General features: G+C 35.6%; 12 protein-coding genes. 5 read left to right on the forward strand and 7 right to left on the reverse strand.

Annotation, left to right across the window (positions count from 1 at the left end):
• Nucleotides 1-15: 15 nt before the first annotated feature.
• The 3 genes from sufC to H4K33_RS07840 all read right to left on the reverse strand — a co-directional run bounded on the left by sufC (nucleotide 16) and on the right by H4K33_RS07840 (nucleotide 2686).
• Nucleotides 16-762, reverse strand: coding sequence for a Fe-S cluster assembly ATPase SufC (sufC, locus tag H4K33_RS07830; protein WP_182647904.1), 747 nt, complete (start codon nucleotides 760-762; stop codon nucleotides 16-18).
• 59 nt (nucleotides 763-821) lie between these two features.
• A complete protein-coding gene (gene sufB / locus H4K33_RS07835; protein ID WP_182647905.1) occupies nucleotides 822-2270 on the reverse strand; it encodes a Fe-S cluster assembly protein SufB in 1449 nt (482 codons plus the stop codon).
• An 86-nt stretch (nucleotides 2271-2356) separates the two neighbouring features.
• Entirely contained in the window at nucleotides 2357-2686 is a 330-nt protein-coding gene (locus H4K33_RS07840; RefSeq protein WP_182647906.1) for an iron-sulfur cluster assembly accessory protein, read from the reverse strand.
• Nucleotides 2687-3297: 611 nt separating this feature from the next.
• Here H4K33_RS07840 and H4K33_RS07845 point away from each other — a divergent pair.
• The 4 genes from H4K33_RS07845 (at nucleotide 3298) to rnpA (ending at nucleotide 8358) form a co-directional block, all read left to right on the forward strand.
• The gene (locus tag H4K33_RS07845) at nucleotides 3298-4158 is read left to right on the forward strand and encodes an MBL fold metallo-hydrolase (protein WP_182647907.1); all 861 of its coding nucleotides are present in this window, start codon (nucleotides 3298-3300) and stop codon (nucleotides 4156-4158) included.
• Nucleotides 4159-4231: 73 nt separating this feature from the next.
• Nucleotides 4232-5845 carry a S8 family peptidase gene (locus tag H4K33_RS07850; protein ID WP_182647908.1) on the forward strand — a complete coding sequence of 538 codons (1614 nt, stop codon included), beginning with the start codon at nucleotides 4232-4234 and terminating at the stop codon, nucleotides 5843-5845.
• Nucleotides 5846-5927: 82 nt separating this feature from the next.
• Nucleotides 5928-7820 carry a M1 family metallopeptidase gene (locus H4K33_RS07855; RefSeq protein ID WP_182647909.1) on the forward strand — a complete coding sequence of 631 codons (1893 nt, stop codon included), beginning with the start codon at nucleotides 5928-5930 and terminating at the stop codon, nucleotides 7818-7820.
• Nucleotides 7821-7944: 124 nt separating this feature from the next.
• Nucleotides 7945-8358 (forward strand): ribonuclease P protein component, encoded by a 414-nt coding sequence (gene rnpA, locus H4K33_RS07860; protein WP_182647910.1) that lies wholly within the window; start codon nucleotides 7945-7947, stop codon nucleotides 8356-8358.
• 109 nt (nucleotides 8359-8467) lie between these two features.
• Here the strand turns inward: rnpA and H4K33_RS07865 are convergent, their stop codons facing one another.
• The 3 genes from H4K33_RS07865 to pgk all read right to left on the reverse strand — a co-directional run bounded on the left by H4K33_RS07865 (nucleotide 8468) and on the right by pgk (nucleotide 12203).
• Nucleotides 8468-9394 carry a DUF4837 family protein gene (locus H4K33_RS07865; protein WP_182647911.1) on the reverse strand — a complete coding sequence of 309 codons (927 nt, stop codon included), beginning with the start codon at nucleotides 9392-9394 and terminating at the stop codon, nucleotides 8468-8470.
• Between the two features lie 67 nt (nucleotides 9395-9461).
• On the reverse strand, nucleotides 9462-10955 hold the full coding sequence (locus H4K33_RS07870; RefSeq protein WP_182647912.1) for a lytic transglycosylase domain-containing protein: 1494 nt from the start codon (nucleotides 10953-10955) through the stop codon (nucleotides 9462-9464).
• Nucleotides 10956-11012: 57 nt separating this feature from the next.
• Nucleotides 11013-12203, reverse strand: a complete 1191-nt coding sequence (pgk, locus tag H4K33_RS07875) for a phosphoglycerate kinase (RefSeq protein WP_182647913.1) — start codon at nucleotides 12201-12203, stop codon at nucleotides 11013-11015.
• Between the two features lie 201 nt (nucleotides 12204-12404).
• Here pgk and H4K33_RS07880 point away from each other — a divergent pair, with 201 nt between their 5' ends.
• Complete coding sequence (locus H4K33_RS07880; RefSeq protein WP_182648011.1) at nucleotides 12405-13550, forward strand: DNA polymerase III subunit delta'; 1146 nt, start codon at nucleotides 12405-12407, stop codon at nucleotides 13548-13550.
• Between the two features lie 5 nt (nucleotides 13551-13555).
• Here the strand turns inward: H4K33_RS07880 and H4K33_RS07885 are convergent, their stop codons facing one another.
• Nucleotides 13556-15841: a helix-turn-helix domain-containing protein gene (locus H4K33_RS07885; protein WP_182647914.1), complete on the reverse strand. Its 2286-nt coding sequence runs from the start codon at nucleotides 15839-15841 to the stop codon at nucleotides 13556-13558.
• Nucleotides 15842-15896: the final 55 nt, after the last annotated feature.

Here is a 15896-nt window from a genome sequence, read left to right on the forward strand (position 1 = left end):
TGTAAATCGCAACGATTATAGCGATTCTTTAATCCAGTCGTATCCTTTTTCTTCTAGTTCTAAGGCTAATTCTTTTCCTCCTGTTTTTACAATTTTTCCATCGTATAAAACGTGTACATAATCAGGTACGATATAATCTAACAAACGTTGATAGTGCGTAATTAAAATTACCGCGTTGTCTTCGCTTTTCAATTTATTTACACCATTTGCCACAATGCGTAAAGCGTCAATATCTAATCCTGAATCCGTTTCATCCAAGATTGCGATTTTCGGCTCTAACATAGCCATTTGGAAGATTTCATTTCTCTTTTTCTCTCCACCAGAGAATCCTTCATTCAATGAACGAGATAAGAATTTTCTATCGATTTCAAGCAATTCTGATTTCTCTTTGATCTTCTTCAACATTTCATTGGCAGGCATTTCCTCTTCACCTTTTGCTTTTCTTGCCTCGTTGATTGCCGTTTTAATGAAATTAGTTACGGAAACTCCAGGAATTTCCACTGGATATTGAAAAGATAAAAACACACCTTTGTGTGCTCTTTCTTCTGGAGCTAATTCACCCAATTCTTCTCCATCCAATAACATTTCACCTTCCGTTACTTCAAAAGCCTCATTTCCAGCAATCACAGAAGATAAGGTACTCTTACCAGCACCATTAGGTCCCATAATCGCATGGATTTCACCCGCTTTTACTTCTAAATTAATTCCTTTTAATATTTCTTTATTTTCAACACTTGCGTGTAGGTTTTTTATCTGTAACATAAACTGTTTGTTATTTTAAATTTGTAATGATACGAATACTTTCATCAGAAGAAGGGTGATTAACCTACACTTCCTTCCAATGAAATCTCTAGTAATTTTTGTGCTTCAACGGCAAATTCCATTGGCAACTTGTTCAACACTTCTTTAGAGAACCCATTGACAATCAATGCAATTGCTTTCTCAGTAGGAATACCACGTTGGTTACAATAGAAAATTTGATCTTCTCCAATTTTACTAGTTGTTGCCTCGTGTTCAATCTGAGCTGTTGAATTTTTTGCTTCAATGTAAGGGAATGTATGAGCTCCGCATTCGTTACCCATTAACAACGAATCACATTGAGAAAAGTTTCTAGCGTTTTCAGCACGTGGACCTACTTGTACTAGACCTCTATAACTATTTTGAGATTTACCCGCTGAAATACCTTTCGATATAATCGTCGATTTCGTATTCTTACCTAAGTGAATCATTTTTGTTCCTGTATCCGCTTGTTGGAAATTATTGGTAACAGCAACAGAGTAAAACTCCCCTACCGAATTATCTCCTTTCAATACACACGATGGATATTTCCATGTTACAGCTGATCCTGTTTCTACCTGAGTCCAAGAAATCTTCGCGTTTGTTTCACACAATCCGCGTTTAGTAACAAAGTTAAACACTCCACCTTTTCCTTCTTTATCTCCAGGATACCAGTTCTGTACCGTAGAATACTTAATCTCTGCATTATCTAATGCAATTAACTCTACAACAGCTGCGTGCAATTGATTCTCATCACGAGAAGGTGCTGTACATCCTTCTAAGTAAGAAACATAACTTCCTTCATCAGCAATTACTAAAGTACGCTCGAACTGTCCGGTTCCCGCCTGATTGATACGGAAATAGGTAGACAATTCCATTGGGCAACGAATCCCTTTGGGAATATAACAGAATGATCCGTCAGAAAAAACAGCTGAATTTAATGCAGCGTAGAAATTATCTGTTTGCGGCACAACTGTTCCTAAATATTTTTTAACTAATTCAGGATATTCTCTAATCGCTTCAGAAATAGAACAGAAAATGATTCCTTTCTCCGCTAGCGTTTCTTTAAACGTAGTGGCAACAGAAACGGAATCCATAACAATATCCATTGCAACGCCAGACAAACGTTTTTGTTCATCAATCGAAATACCCAATTTATTGAAAGTCTCCAACAATTCTGGATCTACTTCATCTAAACTGCTGTATTTATCTTTACTTTTTGGTGCTGAATAGTAAGAGATTGCTTGAAAATCTGGTTTTTCATAATGCACATTCGCCCATTCCGGTTCAGTCATCTCTTTCCAAATGCGAAATGCCTCTAAACGCCAGTTTGTCATCCACTCAGGTTCTTCTTTCTTAGCAGAAATAGCTCTGATGATGTCTTCATTCAATCCAATCGGAAATGTTTCTGATTCTATATCTGTATAGAATCCATACTCATACTCCTTACCTTCTAATTCTTTTTTTAAATCTTCTTCTGTATACTTGCTCATATATTGGTACTTAAAAGCAATTATTACCTGCTTCTACATTAGACTTTACTTTGTGAAAAGGGAAGGAAAACCCTTCCCCTTTTGTTCTATAAAGAAAAACTTTCTCCACACCCGCAAGTTCTACTTGCATTTGGGTTATTAAAGTAGAAACCTTTTCCATTTAACCCTCCTGAATACTCAAGAGTCGTTCCTACTAAATACAAAAAGCTTTTTTTATCCACAGCAATTTTAACCCCATTATCTTCGAAAACTTTGTCATCTTCTGAGATTCCGTGGTCAAATTTCAATTGGTACGATAAGCCGGAACATCCTCCGCTTTCAACCCCTACGCGAACATAGTCTATGGTAGAATCGAAACCTTCGTCCTCCATTAAAAGAGCTACACGCTTACTTGCTATATCTGAAACTTTTATCATACGTTTTGCTTAAAATAGATTAATTCTATACCGATTGACAAAGGTATTATAAAAAAATGGTTTCTAACACTAACTAACATATTTATAACGATTAGAAGTTTTAATACTAAAATCGATAAAATCTATTGTTTTAAATCATTTTTAATTAGTTATTAAGCAGTAGATTACCTAATTCACTACCAATTCCAAATCGGTTTAATACGGTAAATAAATTCTTTTTCTATTTAAAAAGCTTTCGTTACAAATTTCGTATCTATTTTTTGATAAATAAGGCACAAATAAAAGAAAGGATTGAACAAATCCAAGGAAAGTGATTTTTGGGAGGTGTTTGTTGATTGGCGAATCACTTCGTTTCGATTTCCTCTTTCCTCTCTCTTCTTTCCTCTTTCCTCTTTATCTCACGGATTTTATTCTTTTTTGTGTTCGATGAATCTTCACTGCGTTTCGATTTCCTCTTTCCTCTTTATCTCTCGGATTTTATTCTTTTTTGTGTTCGATGAATCTTCACTGCGTTTCGATTTCCTCTTTCCTCTTTCCTCTTTCCTCTCTCTTCTTTCCAATTCGCTATAATTTTCTTACTTTGCATCAATCACAATAAATAAAGAAAGAGAATGAAATTATACAGTATCGAAAGTGGTAACTTTAAACTAGATGGTGGAGCGATGTTTGGGGTAGTTCCCAAGGCGATTTGGAATAAAACCAACCCAGCAGACTCGAACAATCAAATTGATTTAGGGGCTCGTTTATTACTTATTGAAGATGGTAATCGCCTTCTCTTACTCGACACGGGAATGGGGAACAAGCAATCGGATAAATTTTTCGGTTATTATTCCCTTTGGGGCGAACATACCTTAGAAAAATCACTAGCCAAACACGGTTTTCATCCAGACGATATTACGGATGTATTTTTAACTCACTTACACTTTGATCACGTGGGGGGAGCTGTAAACTGGAATACAGAGCGAAGTGGTTATGTCAACGCCTTTAAAAATGCCCATTATTGGTCCAACCAAGAGCATTGGAATTGGGCGATAAACCCCAACCCAAGAGAAAAAGCTTCTTTCTTACCTGAAAATATACTTCCCATTCAAGAAAGTGGAGCACTTCAATTTATAGCAAGAGAACAAACTGATTTTATGGCGAACAGTGAATTAGGTTTTTCAATTTTCTTTGCGGATGGACACACGGATAAACAGATGATCCCCATTCTAGACTACAAAGGACGCAAGCTTGCCTTTACTGCCGATTTGTTGCCAACTGCAGGACATATTCCCTTGCCTTATGTCATGGGATACGATACACGTCCTTTGTTAACCTTAAGTGAAAAAGAAAAATTTTTAAAAATGGCTGCAGATGAAAACTGGTTACTCTTCTTAGAACATGATGCTCATAACGAAATAATTACAGTACAACATACCGAAAAAGGAGTGAGATTAAATGAAACACATAAAGTAGCAGATATCTTAATTTAATGTTAAGCTGAACGTTTTCAATCAATTATATACTATTTTTATCGGTCTTAAACGAAATTTAAAACAAAGAACAATGCGTTTGATTAAACCTATTTATCTTTCAGCTGCTTTGGCATTTGCTTTAACTAGCTGCGGAGGCTCAAAAGCTATTATACAAACCCCAATCTCAACAGTAGATCAATTACCAACGAGAACAAGTCCGTTGTCAGAAGAACAATTGAAGAGATGGAGTCACTTAGATATCCTTAGAGATACAGTTCCTGGAATGTCTGTTGATCGTGCTTATGAAGAATTATTAAAAGGAAAACCACTTCCTAAAAAAGTAGTTGTAGGAGTAATTGACTCTGGAATTGAGATTGACCATGATGATTTAAAAAAACAAGTTTGGACCAATCCAAAAGAAATCGCTGGTAACAACATTGACGATGACAACAACGGGTATATCGACGACATCCACGGATGGAATTTCTTAGGAAAATCAGTACATGAAAACGTTGAAATGGTTCGTGTAGTGAGAAGAGGAAACGATGGATCTGAGCAATACAATAGAGCTGTAAAAGAGCTAGCAAAAGAAATCCAAGAAGCAAAAGAAATCCAAGTTAGAGCGGATATGTTAATGCGCGCTAACGAGAGATTGGCTACTTTCTTAGGGAAAAAAGACTATACAATAGAGGATTTAAATACCATTGGAGACGATGCCTCTGAAGAAATCTTACACTCTAAAAAAGTCATCTCAAACATTTTAAATAATGGTCGTGAACTATCTTGGTTAGAAACGTATAAAAACTACGGAGATAGCAAATTAAAATACCACTTAAATGTTGATTTTAACGGTCGTGAACTTGTAGGAGATGACCATACTAATATTAACGATCGCGTATATGGAGACAACAACGTAATTGGTCCTGATCGCGATGAAGCAAAACACGGAACACACGTTTCTGGAATTATTGCACAAACAAGACACAACAATTTAGGAGGTGACGGTGTTGCATCGGAAGTTGCTGAAATTATGGCATTACGTGCTGTTCCTGATGGAGATGAATACGATAAAGACATTGCATTGGCAATTCGCTATGCAGCAGATAATGGAGCTAAAGTAATCAATGGTAGTTTCGGAAAATACTTTGAAGAAAACAGCCAATGGGTACGTGATGCAATCCAATATGCAGAATCAAAAGATGTATTAATCGTGGTGGCTGCAGGAAATGACGCTATGGATTTAAACATCGAAGGTGGTGTAGAACGTTATCCAAATGACAACGTAAAAATGGGACCTGAAGTAGCTAGTAATTTCTTAGTTGTAGGAGCTTTAAATCCAAAATTTGGAGAGAATATGGTTGCTACTTTCTCAAATTACGGTCATTATGATGTAGACGTTTTTGCTCCTGGAGTGAAAATCTACGCTACAACGCCACACAATTCATATGAATATTTACAAGGAACGTCTATGGCATCGCCAAACGTGGCTGGAGTTGCTGCATTAATACGCGCATACTATCCACAATTTACAGCTGCTGAAGTGAAAAAAATCATCATGGATTCAGGTGTACCTGTAAATATAAACGTCATCGTTGGAGAAAAAAGAGAAGTGAGAAATTTCAATTCAATTTCAACTTCCGGAAAATTTGTTAACGTATACAATGCTTTGATTTTAGCAGAAACATTAGCAAAAGCAAAAAAGTAAACTTTTTTATACACAAAGAAAAAGATCCTATACTCCACAACAAAGTATTACTTTATTGTGGAGTTTTAATTTAAATTGAGACATGAAAAAATTAATTGTAGCTCTCTTTTTGTGTTTGCCTTTCATACCACAAGCAAACGCACAGCAGAACCCCAATCCAGGGTATTGGCAACAACATGCTGACTACAGCATGGACGTGAAAATGGACGTGAAAAAATTCACGTATACTGGTACACAAGCTGTCGCATATACCAATAATTCTCCTGATACTTTACGCAAAGTTTTCTATCATTTGTATTTCAATGCGTTTCAACCCAATAGCGATATGGATGCTTTACTTATGAGTATTCCAGATCCAGATCCTCGTATGGTTGACACCAAAGAAATTAGAGGAAGAAAAATCTATGAAAGTAGAATCAACAAGCTAAAAGAAAATGAAATAGGATTCGTAAAGGTTAAAAAACTAGCTCAAGATGGAGCTCCTATAGAAAGCACCGTTGTTGGAACGGTCTTAGAGGTAACATTGCGAACTCCTTTAGCTCCCAAACAAACAACCGTATTGGATATGACTTTTGAAGGCCAAGTTCCTCAAATGATTCGAAGAGCAGGTAGAAATAGCAAAGAAGGAGTGGCTTTATCAATGGCGCAATGGTTTCCAAAGCTAGCAGAATACGACTTCGAAGGCTGGCATACAGAACAATACTTAGGAAGAGAATTTCACAGTGTTTGGAGCAATTACGATGTTAAAATAACACTAGATAAAGACTATATTGTTGGTGGAACAGGAGTACTGCAAAACAACAATGAAATCGGTTTTGGTTATGAAGATAAAGGAGTAAAAGTGACGCCTGCAAAAGGCAAAACATTGACATGGCACTTCAAAGCTGAAAATGTATTGGATTTTACTTGGGCAGCTGATCCAAACTATCTACACGACATTTACGAAGGTCCGAATGGCGTTAAATTGCACTTCTTGTACAAAAACAATCCTGCCATTATCGAAAATTGGAAAAAACTACAGCCAATTACTGCTCAATTAATGGATTTCTTCAATAAGAATGTAGGAGAATATCCCTACTCTCAATATGCAGTAATTCAAGGTGGCGATGGAGGAATGGAATATTCCATGTGTACTCTAATTACAGGCGAGCGAAACTTTGCTAGTTTAGTAGGCGTAACAGCGCATGAACTAGCACATAGCTGGTTTCAACATGCACTTGCGACAAATGAAACTAAACACGAATGGATGGATGAAGGATTTACAACCTTTATTTCAGACTTAGCGCTTTTACAAATTCTTCCAAAAGAAAATTTAGAAGATGAAAATCCGTTTGCGTCAACCTACAAAAGCTATTACAACATGATTGCACGCAACATTCAAGAACCCTTGACAACACATTCCGATCACTATTTAACCAATAGAGCTTACTCCATTTCTGCTTATAGCCGTGGTTCTATTTTCTTAACGCAGTTAGCTTATATCATTGGTTGGAATAACATGATGACAACACTTCGAGAATTCTATAGTCAATATAAATTTACGCATCCAACGCCAAATGATTTTAAACGCACCGCAGAACGCATTACAGGAGCGAATTTAGATTGGTATATGACTGATTGGACCATGACAAATAACACCGTTGATTACGGTATTTTGTTTGTGGAAGAAATTCAGAAAAATCAATCCTTAGTTACGTTAAAACGCATTGGACGTGCAGGAATGCCTTTGGATATTTTAGTAACATATCAGGATGGTTCAATGGAAACATTCTACATTCCTTATACAGCCATGCTTTGGAGTAAACCCAATCAATACATTGAGTATGAACGCACAGTTTTAGAAGGATGGGGATGGGCACAGCCAGAGTACAAATTCATTATCAATAAACCGAAAAGTACTATAAAAACCATTCTTATCGACCCAAGTCAATTTATGGCCGATGTCAATCAAGAAAACAACATTTATCACAATTAGTCTGTGCTAATTGATGTACCGCAAGCGGTTTATTCAACTTCAAAAAAATAAAAGAAAAGTCCTAGAATATTCTAGGACTTTTCTTTTATACATATCGTTTTCCTTTTCTACCTTTGCATCATCTATGACAAAACAAAACGAAACTTATCCAAAAGAAGAAAAACTAAAAGCCAAAAGGCTTATAGATGAATTATTTATAACAGGTAAATCTGTTAGTAAATATCCTCTTCGCTTGGTTTATATTGAAGTTAACGACGAACAAGCCCCTCCTTTACAAACAGGAGTATCCGTATCTAAACGCCACTTTAAAAAGGCCGTAGATCGCAACTATTACAAGCGATTACTTCGAGAAAATTACCGAAAAAACAAGTCAATCATTCTTGATCAATTAGATCAAAAATTTGCGATGATGTTGTTTTATCAAACCAAGGATCGTTTAAACTATCAGGAAGTAGAACACAAAATGAAAAGTTTATTTGAAAAATTTGTCAAACAATACCAAGCAACACCTTCAGAAGAGGATAATAAGACGATTTAAGCCCTTTTTAAAGTAAAGCGCTAACTTTATTCTGATTATATAATACAATCGTGCAAAACGCTTGATTGAGCTTTAAAAAATAAAAGAGCGGGTCAAATGACCCGCTCTTTTATTTATATACTTTTACTGTTCGCATTATCGCTTCTAATTCGAGCATCACATTGCGCTTACTCATAGACGGATTATACGAAAACCCCTCCAAAACGAGGTAGTAGTTTTCTTTTTTGATGATGTAGGACAAATAAGGACCACCCATAAAACTATTTTCCATATCCCAAGTTCCTTTAACCTCAGTAATTTCTTGTCCTTTTAAATAAATGGTTCGATTAAATGGTTCGAAATCAACACTCATATTCATGAAAGTATCAGGTTCTGAGCCGTGAATAAATTTTCCGACAACTGAATCTCTTAAATAATCCATATCCTGAATAAATTCGATCTTTTTAGTAAAAGGTTTGACCACGCTAAAAGGCAAGCTATAAACCAAAATATTGCTATTTCCAGAAGCAATTTCTTTCTTATACCAAACGAAATTATCCTTTACTAAAACGCGCTTGTACGAAGCTGGTAAATCTATATCAATATTGTAATGATCGTGTAAATACACCGTTTCATACATTGGTCCTTCCTTAATTCGCGTTTGAATATCCTCAATTTCTTGATGGTGGAAACAGTTAATAATTGAATCTTTATGTTGTTTAAAGTTTTCAATTAGGTTAGAATTGTCTTTCCCTTCAAGTAAAAAGTAATTTTGAGGTTGTGCATAATGGTCAACAAAAAGCTGAAACTTATTTTGCTCCGCATTTGTGCTAACGTAAACGATATTTTTTCTGCTTTTAGGTGTATTGGCAAATATTCGCGGCGATTGTTGATCAATATCAAACTTTGGTTCAGCGGGAATAATACCATCAATACGAGCAGCTAAATAATTTCGAATCGTATCGCCTACATTACTCAGCCAAAGATCATCGTCAATCACAACTAAAATTTGATTGATTGGACCTTGAGAAGGAGTAAGTACATCTTGCTTTCGCATAGGCTCTTTACAGCTTATGCAAAAAATAAAACAAGCGATATAGACAAAAAAATGTTTCAAATGACTCTTAATTAATTCTCAACTTCATTCCTGGTTGAAGCGTTGGATTTTCTCCCATATTATTTAAAGCTCTCAATTTGGATATAGTCACTCCAGGTAAATTTTTGCTAATTGAATATAGCGAATCTCCCTTTTTTACAACGTAAAATCCATTAGTTGACGCTTGCGCAATTGTCGACTTACCAACTATTAGTTTTTTGCCAGGATAAATAACATTGGTTTTCATGTTGTTCAATCGCTTCAATTCCACAACAGAAAGTCCGTATTTTTTAGCAATTACACCTACATTCTCCCCCTTGCGTATCGTGTGATACTTATTGCGTACACCCGTTGTTTGTGCAATGGCAATATCGTAATTGGGTTTTTCTTTTCGCTCATCTTCAAAATCGACATAAGCGTATATTTTCTCTTCATTCGAAACTAAGACACCTGCTTTGTCTAATGGCAAACGCACGAAGTTTAATTCATTTGAAGAGTAAGGAATAATTTTTAATTTATATGTTGGATTCAAAAATTCTAGTTCTTCCGGACTAACATCTAACAACTTAGAAATCTGATCGAAACTCATCATGCGTTTTATTGCAACTGTATCAGTTTGAACCACTTTCATCGGAATATTGTTATTGGCTTTAATTCCATGTTCTTTTGCGTATTCAAAAATATACATTGTCGCATAAAATGCGGGTAGATAATTTTGCGTTTCACGGGGCAAATTTGGACGGATATTCCAGTAATTCGTTAAACCATTTGAACGGCGAATAGCTTTTGAAACATTTCCTGGGCCCGCATTATAAGAAGCTAAAACAAGATCCCAATCGCCAAAAATACCATACAAATCCTTTAAAAATTTAGCCGCTGCTTCTGATGATTTTAACGGATCAACACGATCATCTTTAAATGAAGAAACCTCTAAATTGTACTGTTTTCCTGTAGCATACATAAACTGCCATAAACCCGTTGCACCCATATGAGAAACAGCCTTTGGATTTAATGCAGATTCAACAATAGCTAAATACTTAACTTCCAACGGAATATTGTTTTTTGCTAATTGTTCCTCAAACATGGGAAAATAGTATTCCGAAAGCCCTAATAAACGTTCAAATGATTTCTTTCTCTTCTTTAAAAAAGACTTAATTAAACGCTCTAATGACTCGTTATACTCTACATTGAAAGGCGTTTTTTCATTTAATAATGCCAAGCGCTCTTTTAATACTTCGGTTGTTAAACCATCCCATTCTCCATCTTCATTGGAAAAGAACTCATCATTGGTCAGATCGGCATTCATTTCTTCATACAGATCTTGATTGATCAATTCATCTAGCCAAAGTTTCTCGATGCGTTGGCTAGCAGAATGATTGACAAAACTTGATTTAATAGAATCTAAATAGACTTGTGGATCTAACTCTTTCTTCCCAAATTCAACTCCTTCTGTTTGTTCTTGTGCTATTAAGCTAAAAGATAATAGGCTAATAAGGGATAACGCTACTCCTTTATAATTCATGATATTGTATTTTGAAATAGGGTATAACTACAACCTTGTAGCTATACCCTAAACTAATTATTCTTGTATTGCTTTGATACCAGGCAATATTTGTCCTTCTAACATTTCTAACATAGCTCCTCCTCCAGTTGATACATAACTCATTTTAGGTGCTAATCCAAATTGTTTCACAGCTGCTACAGAATCACCTCCACCCACTAAAGAGAAAGTGCCATTTTTCGTTGCCTCTGCGATAAAGTTTCCTAATTCAATGGTTCCATTGGCAAATTTTTCCATTTCGAAAACCCCTAAAGGGCCATTCCAAAGAATGATTTTAGAATCTAAAATCACTTTTTTCAAACTAGCAAGAGTTTCAGGACCAACATCAAGTCCTTGCCATCCTGCAGGAATCGCTTTTACATCTACTAGTTGTGTATTGGCATCTGCTGAAAAAGCATCAGCGGCAACTACGTCAATAGGTAAGTGAATTTGAACATTCTTTGCCTTAGCTTGTTCTAAAATACGCAGAGCTAAATCCATCTTATCGTCTTCACAGATAGAGTTTCCAATGCTACCACCTAATGCTTTGACAAAGGTAAAGGCCATTCCCCCACCAATAATCATATGGTCTACCTTGTCCAAAATATTTTCTATAATGGTAATTTTGGAAGAAACTTTCGATCCTCCTAAAATAGCCGTTACAGGTTTTTCAGTACTGTGTAATACTTTATCAATACTTTCTATTTCTTTAGCTAATAAATAACCAAAGCATTTGTCATTCGGAAAAAACTTCGCTACAATTGTTGTAGAAGCATGTGCACGGTGTGCCGTTCCAAATGCGTCATTGATATAAAAATCAGCAACAGAAGCTAAATCCTTCGCAAATTGCTCGTCTCCTTTCTCTTCTTGTGCATAGAAACGCAAATTTTCTAACAAAAGAACATCACCTGCTTGACTATTCGCAACGGCTTGTTTTACCTTTTCTCCTATACAATCCTCTACAAATGTAACTTTAGTACCCAAAACTTCAGCCGTTTTATCGGCAATATGACGAAGTGAAAAAGCATCATTTTTTTCCCCTTTAGGTCGACCCAAATGAGAAACTAAAATAGCCACCCCTCCATCTTTAATAACCTTTTCAATAGTAGGTTTTGCCGCTTCAATACGATTCGTATCCGTTACCTCAAAGGCATCGTTTAAAGGGACATTAAAATCAACGCGAATTAATACTTTTTTATTTTTAAAATTCACATTATCAATTGTTTTCATAGTTGTATTTTTCTAAAATATATTCCGATTAACGCAAATATAAATCTTTTTAAAATCCAAAGTGCGATTATTTTAGATTATTATATTATTTTTCTCCTTCTCTTAGACAAGAGTACGTCAAGGTAAAATGAACCCCGTGTGAAAGAAAGTTTTCTTTTTCAAGGCTTACTCATACCCAAAGAATTCACTTATATTTGCAGTATGTTATTTTCAGAAATAGTTGGTCAAAACCACATCAAGAATCACTTAGTACAAAGTGCTACATCAGGTCGAATTCCTCATGCTCAATTGTTTATTGGACAAGAAGGAACAGGAACACTAGCCATGGCTATTGCCTATGCTCAATACCTGCTTTGTCGCAATATTGATGGGGAAAATACAGGCGGAAATGAAAGTTGTAATACCAAGTTTAATGCGTTAATGCATCCTGATTTACACTTCGTTTATCCTGTTGCTACAACTAGTGAAGTAACTAAACACCCTACAAGTGATAAGTTTGCAGAACCTTGGCGAAATTTTATAAAAAACAATCCTTATGGTAGTTTAATTGATTGGTATAACCACATTGATATACAAAATAAACAAGGTCAAATAGGCGTTGATGAAGCTGGGGAAATTCTCAAAAAACTAGCCCTAAAATCTTATGAAGGTGGTTATAAAATAATGATCATTTGGATGGCTGATAAACTCAATACAGAGGCATCAAACAAGATTCTAAAAATTTTAGAAGAGCCACCTGCCAAAACGATTTTTATTCTTATTGCAGAAAGTGAAACTGCTATTTTACAAACCATTTTATCTCGATGCCAACTATTGCGCTTCAATGCATTAAACAGTGTTGAAATAGAACAAGCTTTGGTGGAGCGAGGTTGTGCGAAACAACAAGCAACTTTACTAGCTCGTCAAGCTCAAGGAAATTACAACAAAGCGCTACAGCTACTATCTAACGCTGCAGATTCTTCTGATTTTGAACAAAAATTTGTTTCTTGGGTTAGAGCTGCTTTTCGCGCAAAAGGAAATGCTGCAGTAATCAAAGACTTAGTCGAATGGAGTGAGGATTTGGCCACATTAGGACGAGAACAACAAAAACAGTTTCTCGAATTTTGCATTGAACTCTTCAGACAAGCTTTACTTTGCAATTATCAATCGTCAAATCTCGTATACTACCAAACCACTGTAGCAAAATTCAAACTCGAAAACTTCGCTCCTTTTGTTAATGGAGCTAATATTGACGAGATCTTTGAAGAATTGTCAAATGCTATTTATCACATCGAAAGAAATGGAAACAGCAAAATGATCTTCACAGATCTATCCATAAAATTAACGCGATTAATCCATAAAAAATAGCGAAACTAATTCGTTTCGCTATTCGGTATAGTTCGTTGATATAACTTGAGTTCTTCCCAAGTAAATTCATCGTTTGAAGCAGCTTTAATTTCCGCAAGAGGTTTACCTTCATTTTGCGTAAATACGCTTTCTAAACGCTTTATTTTAGCTTCATCTAGTACTTCGCTTAACTCTATCTTTCCATCGCTAATTAACTTAGCTAAATGCGAAAATATCGTCGTTGCCGTTAACTTGCGCTCCTCAGCTATTTCTTCGACGCGCATTCCCTCCATCCACAATTCGTAAGTCAAAATAAAAGTGCTTTTCTTTTTTTCTTTTTTTGCTTTGTCTTTCGATTTTAAATCCTCTAATAAATCATACTCATCTTGTAAATCCAATCGACTAGTTCTCAACAAGGAAGCAATATTTGTTAAATGATTAATGCGATACTCCCCTACCTCCAAACTTCGAAGATTATCTTTGGTAATACGTTCTTTTTTAAGTACTAACTCCAAGAGCAACTTTGCTTTTTTGAGCTCTAAAACAGTCTTGATCGTTTGATCTTCTAACTCTTCCAACTCTGTAAAAAATGCTTTCATTTGGCGTTTTCCCCTAATTTGAGCCATTGTAAATAGCAGCTCGAAAACCACGTGATCTAAAGTTGGAAAAAAATAAGTATAAGCCTTGTCAACGCGCTCCTTAACGTAGTTGACATCCACTGGTTGATGATAGAAAATATGCCTTAATTGACTGGTAAATTTTTCAGCAAAAACAACTAATTCCTCCAGTGTTTGCACGATCTTTAACGTCCAACTTTTATACTCGTTCTTCTTGCTTCTATCGTTTTCTTCTCCAAAAGAATAAAGGTGATTGCGCCAATTTTGCGCCAAATTCTTCCACGAAAATGCTTCGACCAATTTTTCTTCTAAAAACAAAAGCGTTTGTCTGTGAATTTCATCCTCCAACGTTTGTTTATCTGCTTTGTTTTTGGCATACTGCATGACCTCGTAATCATTTTTCAATCCATTCATCTGTATTGGAGATAATAGAACCAATCCTTGCAGCGATTTTAATCGAGATAGAGCAACATATGCCTGACCAGGTAAAAACACCTTAGAAACGTCTAAAATCGCTTTCTCGAAGGTTAATCCTTGACTCTTGTGCACGGTAATCGCCCAAGCAAGTTTCAAAGGGTAATGCGTAAAGGTACCCAACAGCTCTTCTTCAATCTCTTTGCTATTGGGATTTACTTTATACCGAATATTCTGCCATTCATAGCGTTCTACTTCTATAACTTCATTTTCTTCGGGAAACTTTACAAAAATCTCGCTCGAACTTAATTTTTGTATAATTCCCATTTTACCATTGTAATACTTCTTTTCAAAGGACAAGTCATTCTTCACAAAAATAACTTGAGCTCCTACTTTTAAATGCAACTGATTTTCAATGGGAAATATTGAATTCGGAAAATCTCCAACCACTTCTGCTTGGTACGTATATGCTTTAGCGTTTAAATCTTCCAGGGAATCAGAATTGATTTTATCAGCTTTAGCATTGTGCGTGGTTAAGGTAATATATCCCTGCACTTTATTTTGGTCAAAAGTTGGATTGACATATTGATTCAACACTTGTAAATCTGTGGTGTCAATTTTATTATTCCTCAAATTATTTAAAATTTGAATAAATGTATCATCTGATTGACGATACACTTTTTCCAATTCTATATACAAAGGCGGATTGGCCTGAACTACATTAGAATGAAAGAAATACGATCCGTCATAATAACGTCTTAAAACTTCCCATTCTTCATTTTTAACCACGGGAGGTAATTGCAGTAAATCACCAATAAACAACAATTGAACTCCGCCAAAGGGTAGATTGTTTCTTCGAATCGTTTGCAACATAAAATCCATTGCATCCAATACATCAGCGCGCAACATACTCACTTCATCGACGATGAGCAATTCTAAATTGCGAAACAAAGAACGGCGCATGTTACTCATGCGAAAATGCTTCTTGATCGAGATTCGATTTTCGAATTTTACGTATTCACTGAAGATCGGTGGATTTACAGCATCGGGAATAAAAGCAGCCAATGGAAAGTGAAAAAACGAATGAATCGTTACTCCTCCAGCGTTTAAAGCGGCAATTCCAGTTGGTGCAACAATAACCGTATTCTTATGCGTACTACTAACGATTTCTTTCAACAATGTAGTTTTACCTGTACCTGCCTTTCCTGTTAAAAAAATGGACTGCTTGGTCTCGTTGATAAACTGTAAAACATACTTCGCTTCTCTAGAAAAATTTTCCATTTTTTAAGGTAAGATAAAACATAAATTGGTTTGAAAATAAAAATAGCCCTAAGAA

The sequence above is a fragment of the Myroides sp. WP-1 genome (assembly GCF_014145635.1).
Taxonomy (GTDB): Bacteria; Bacteroidota; Bacteroidia; order Flavobacteriales; family Flavobacteriaceae; genus Flavobacterium.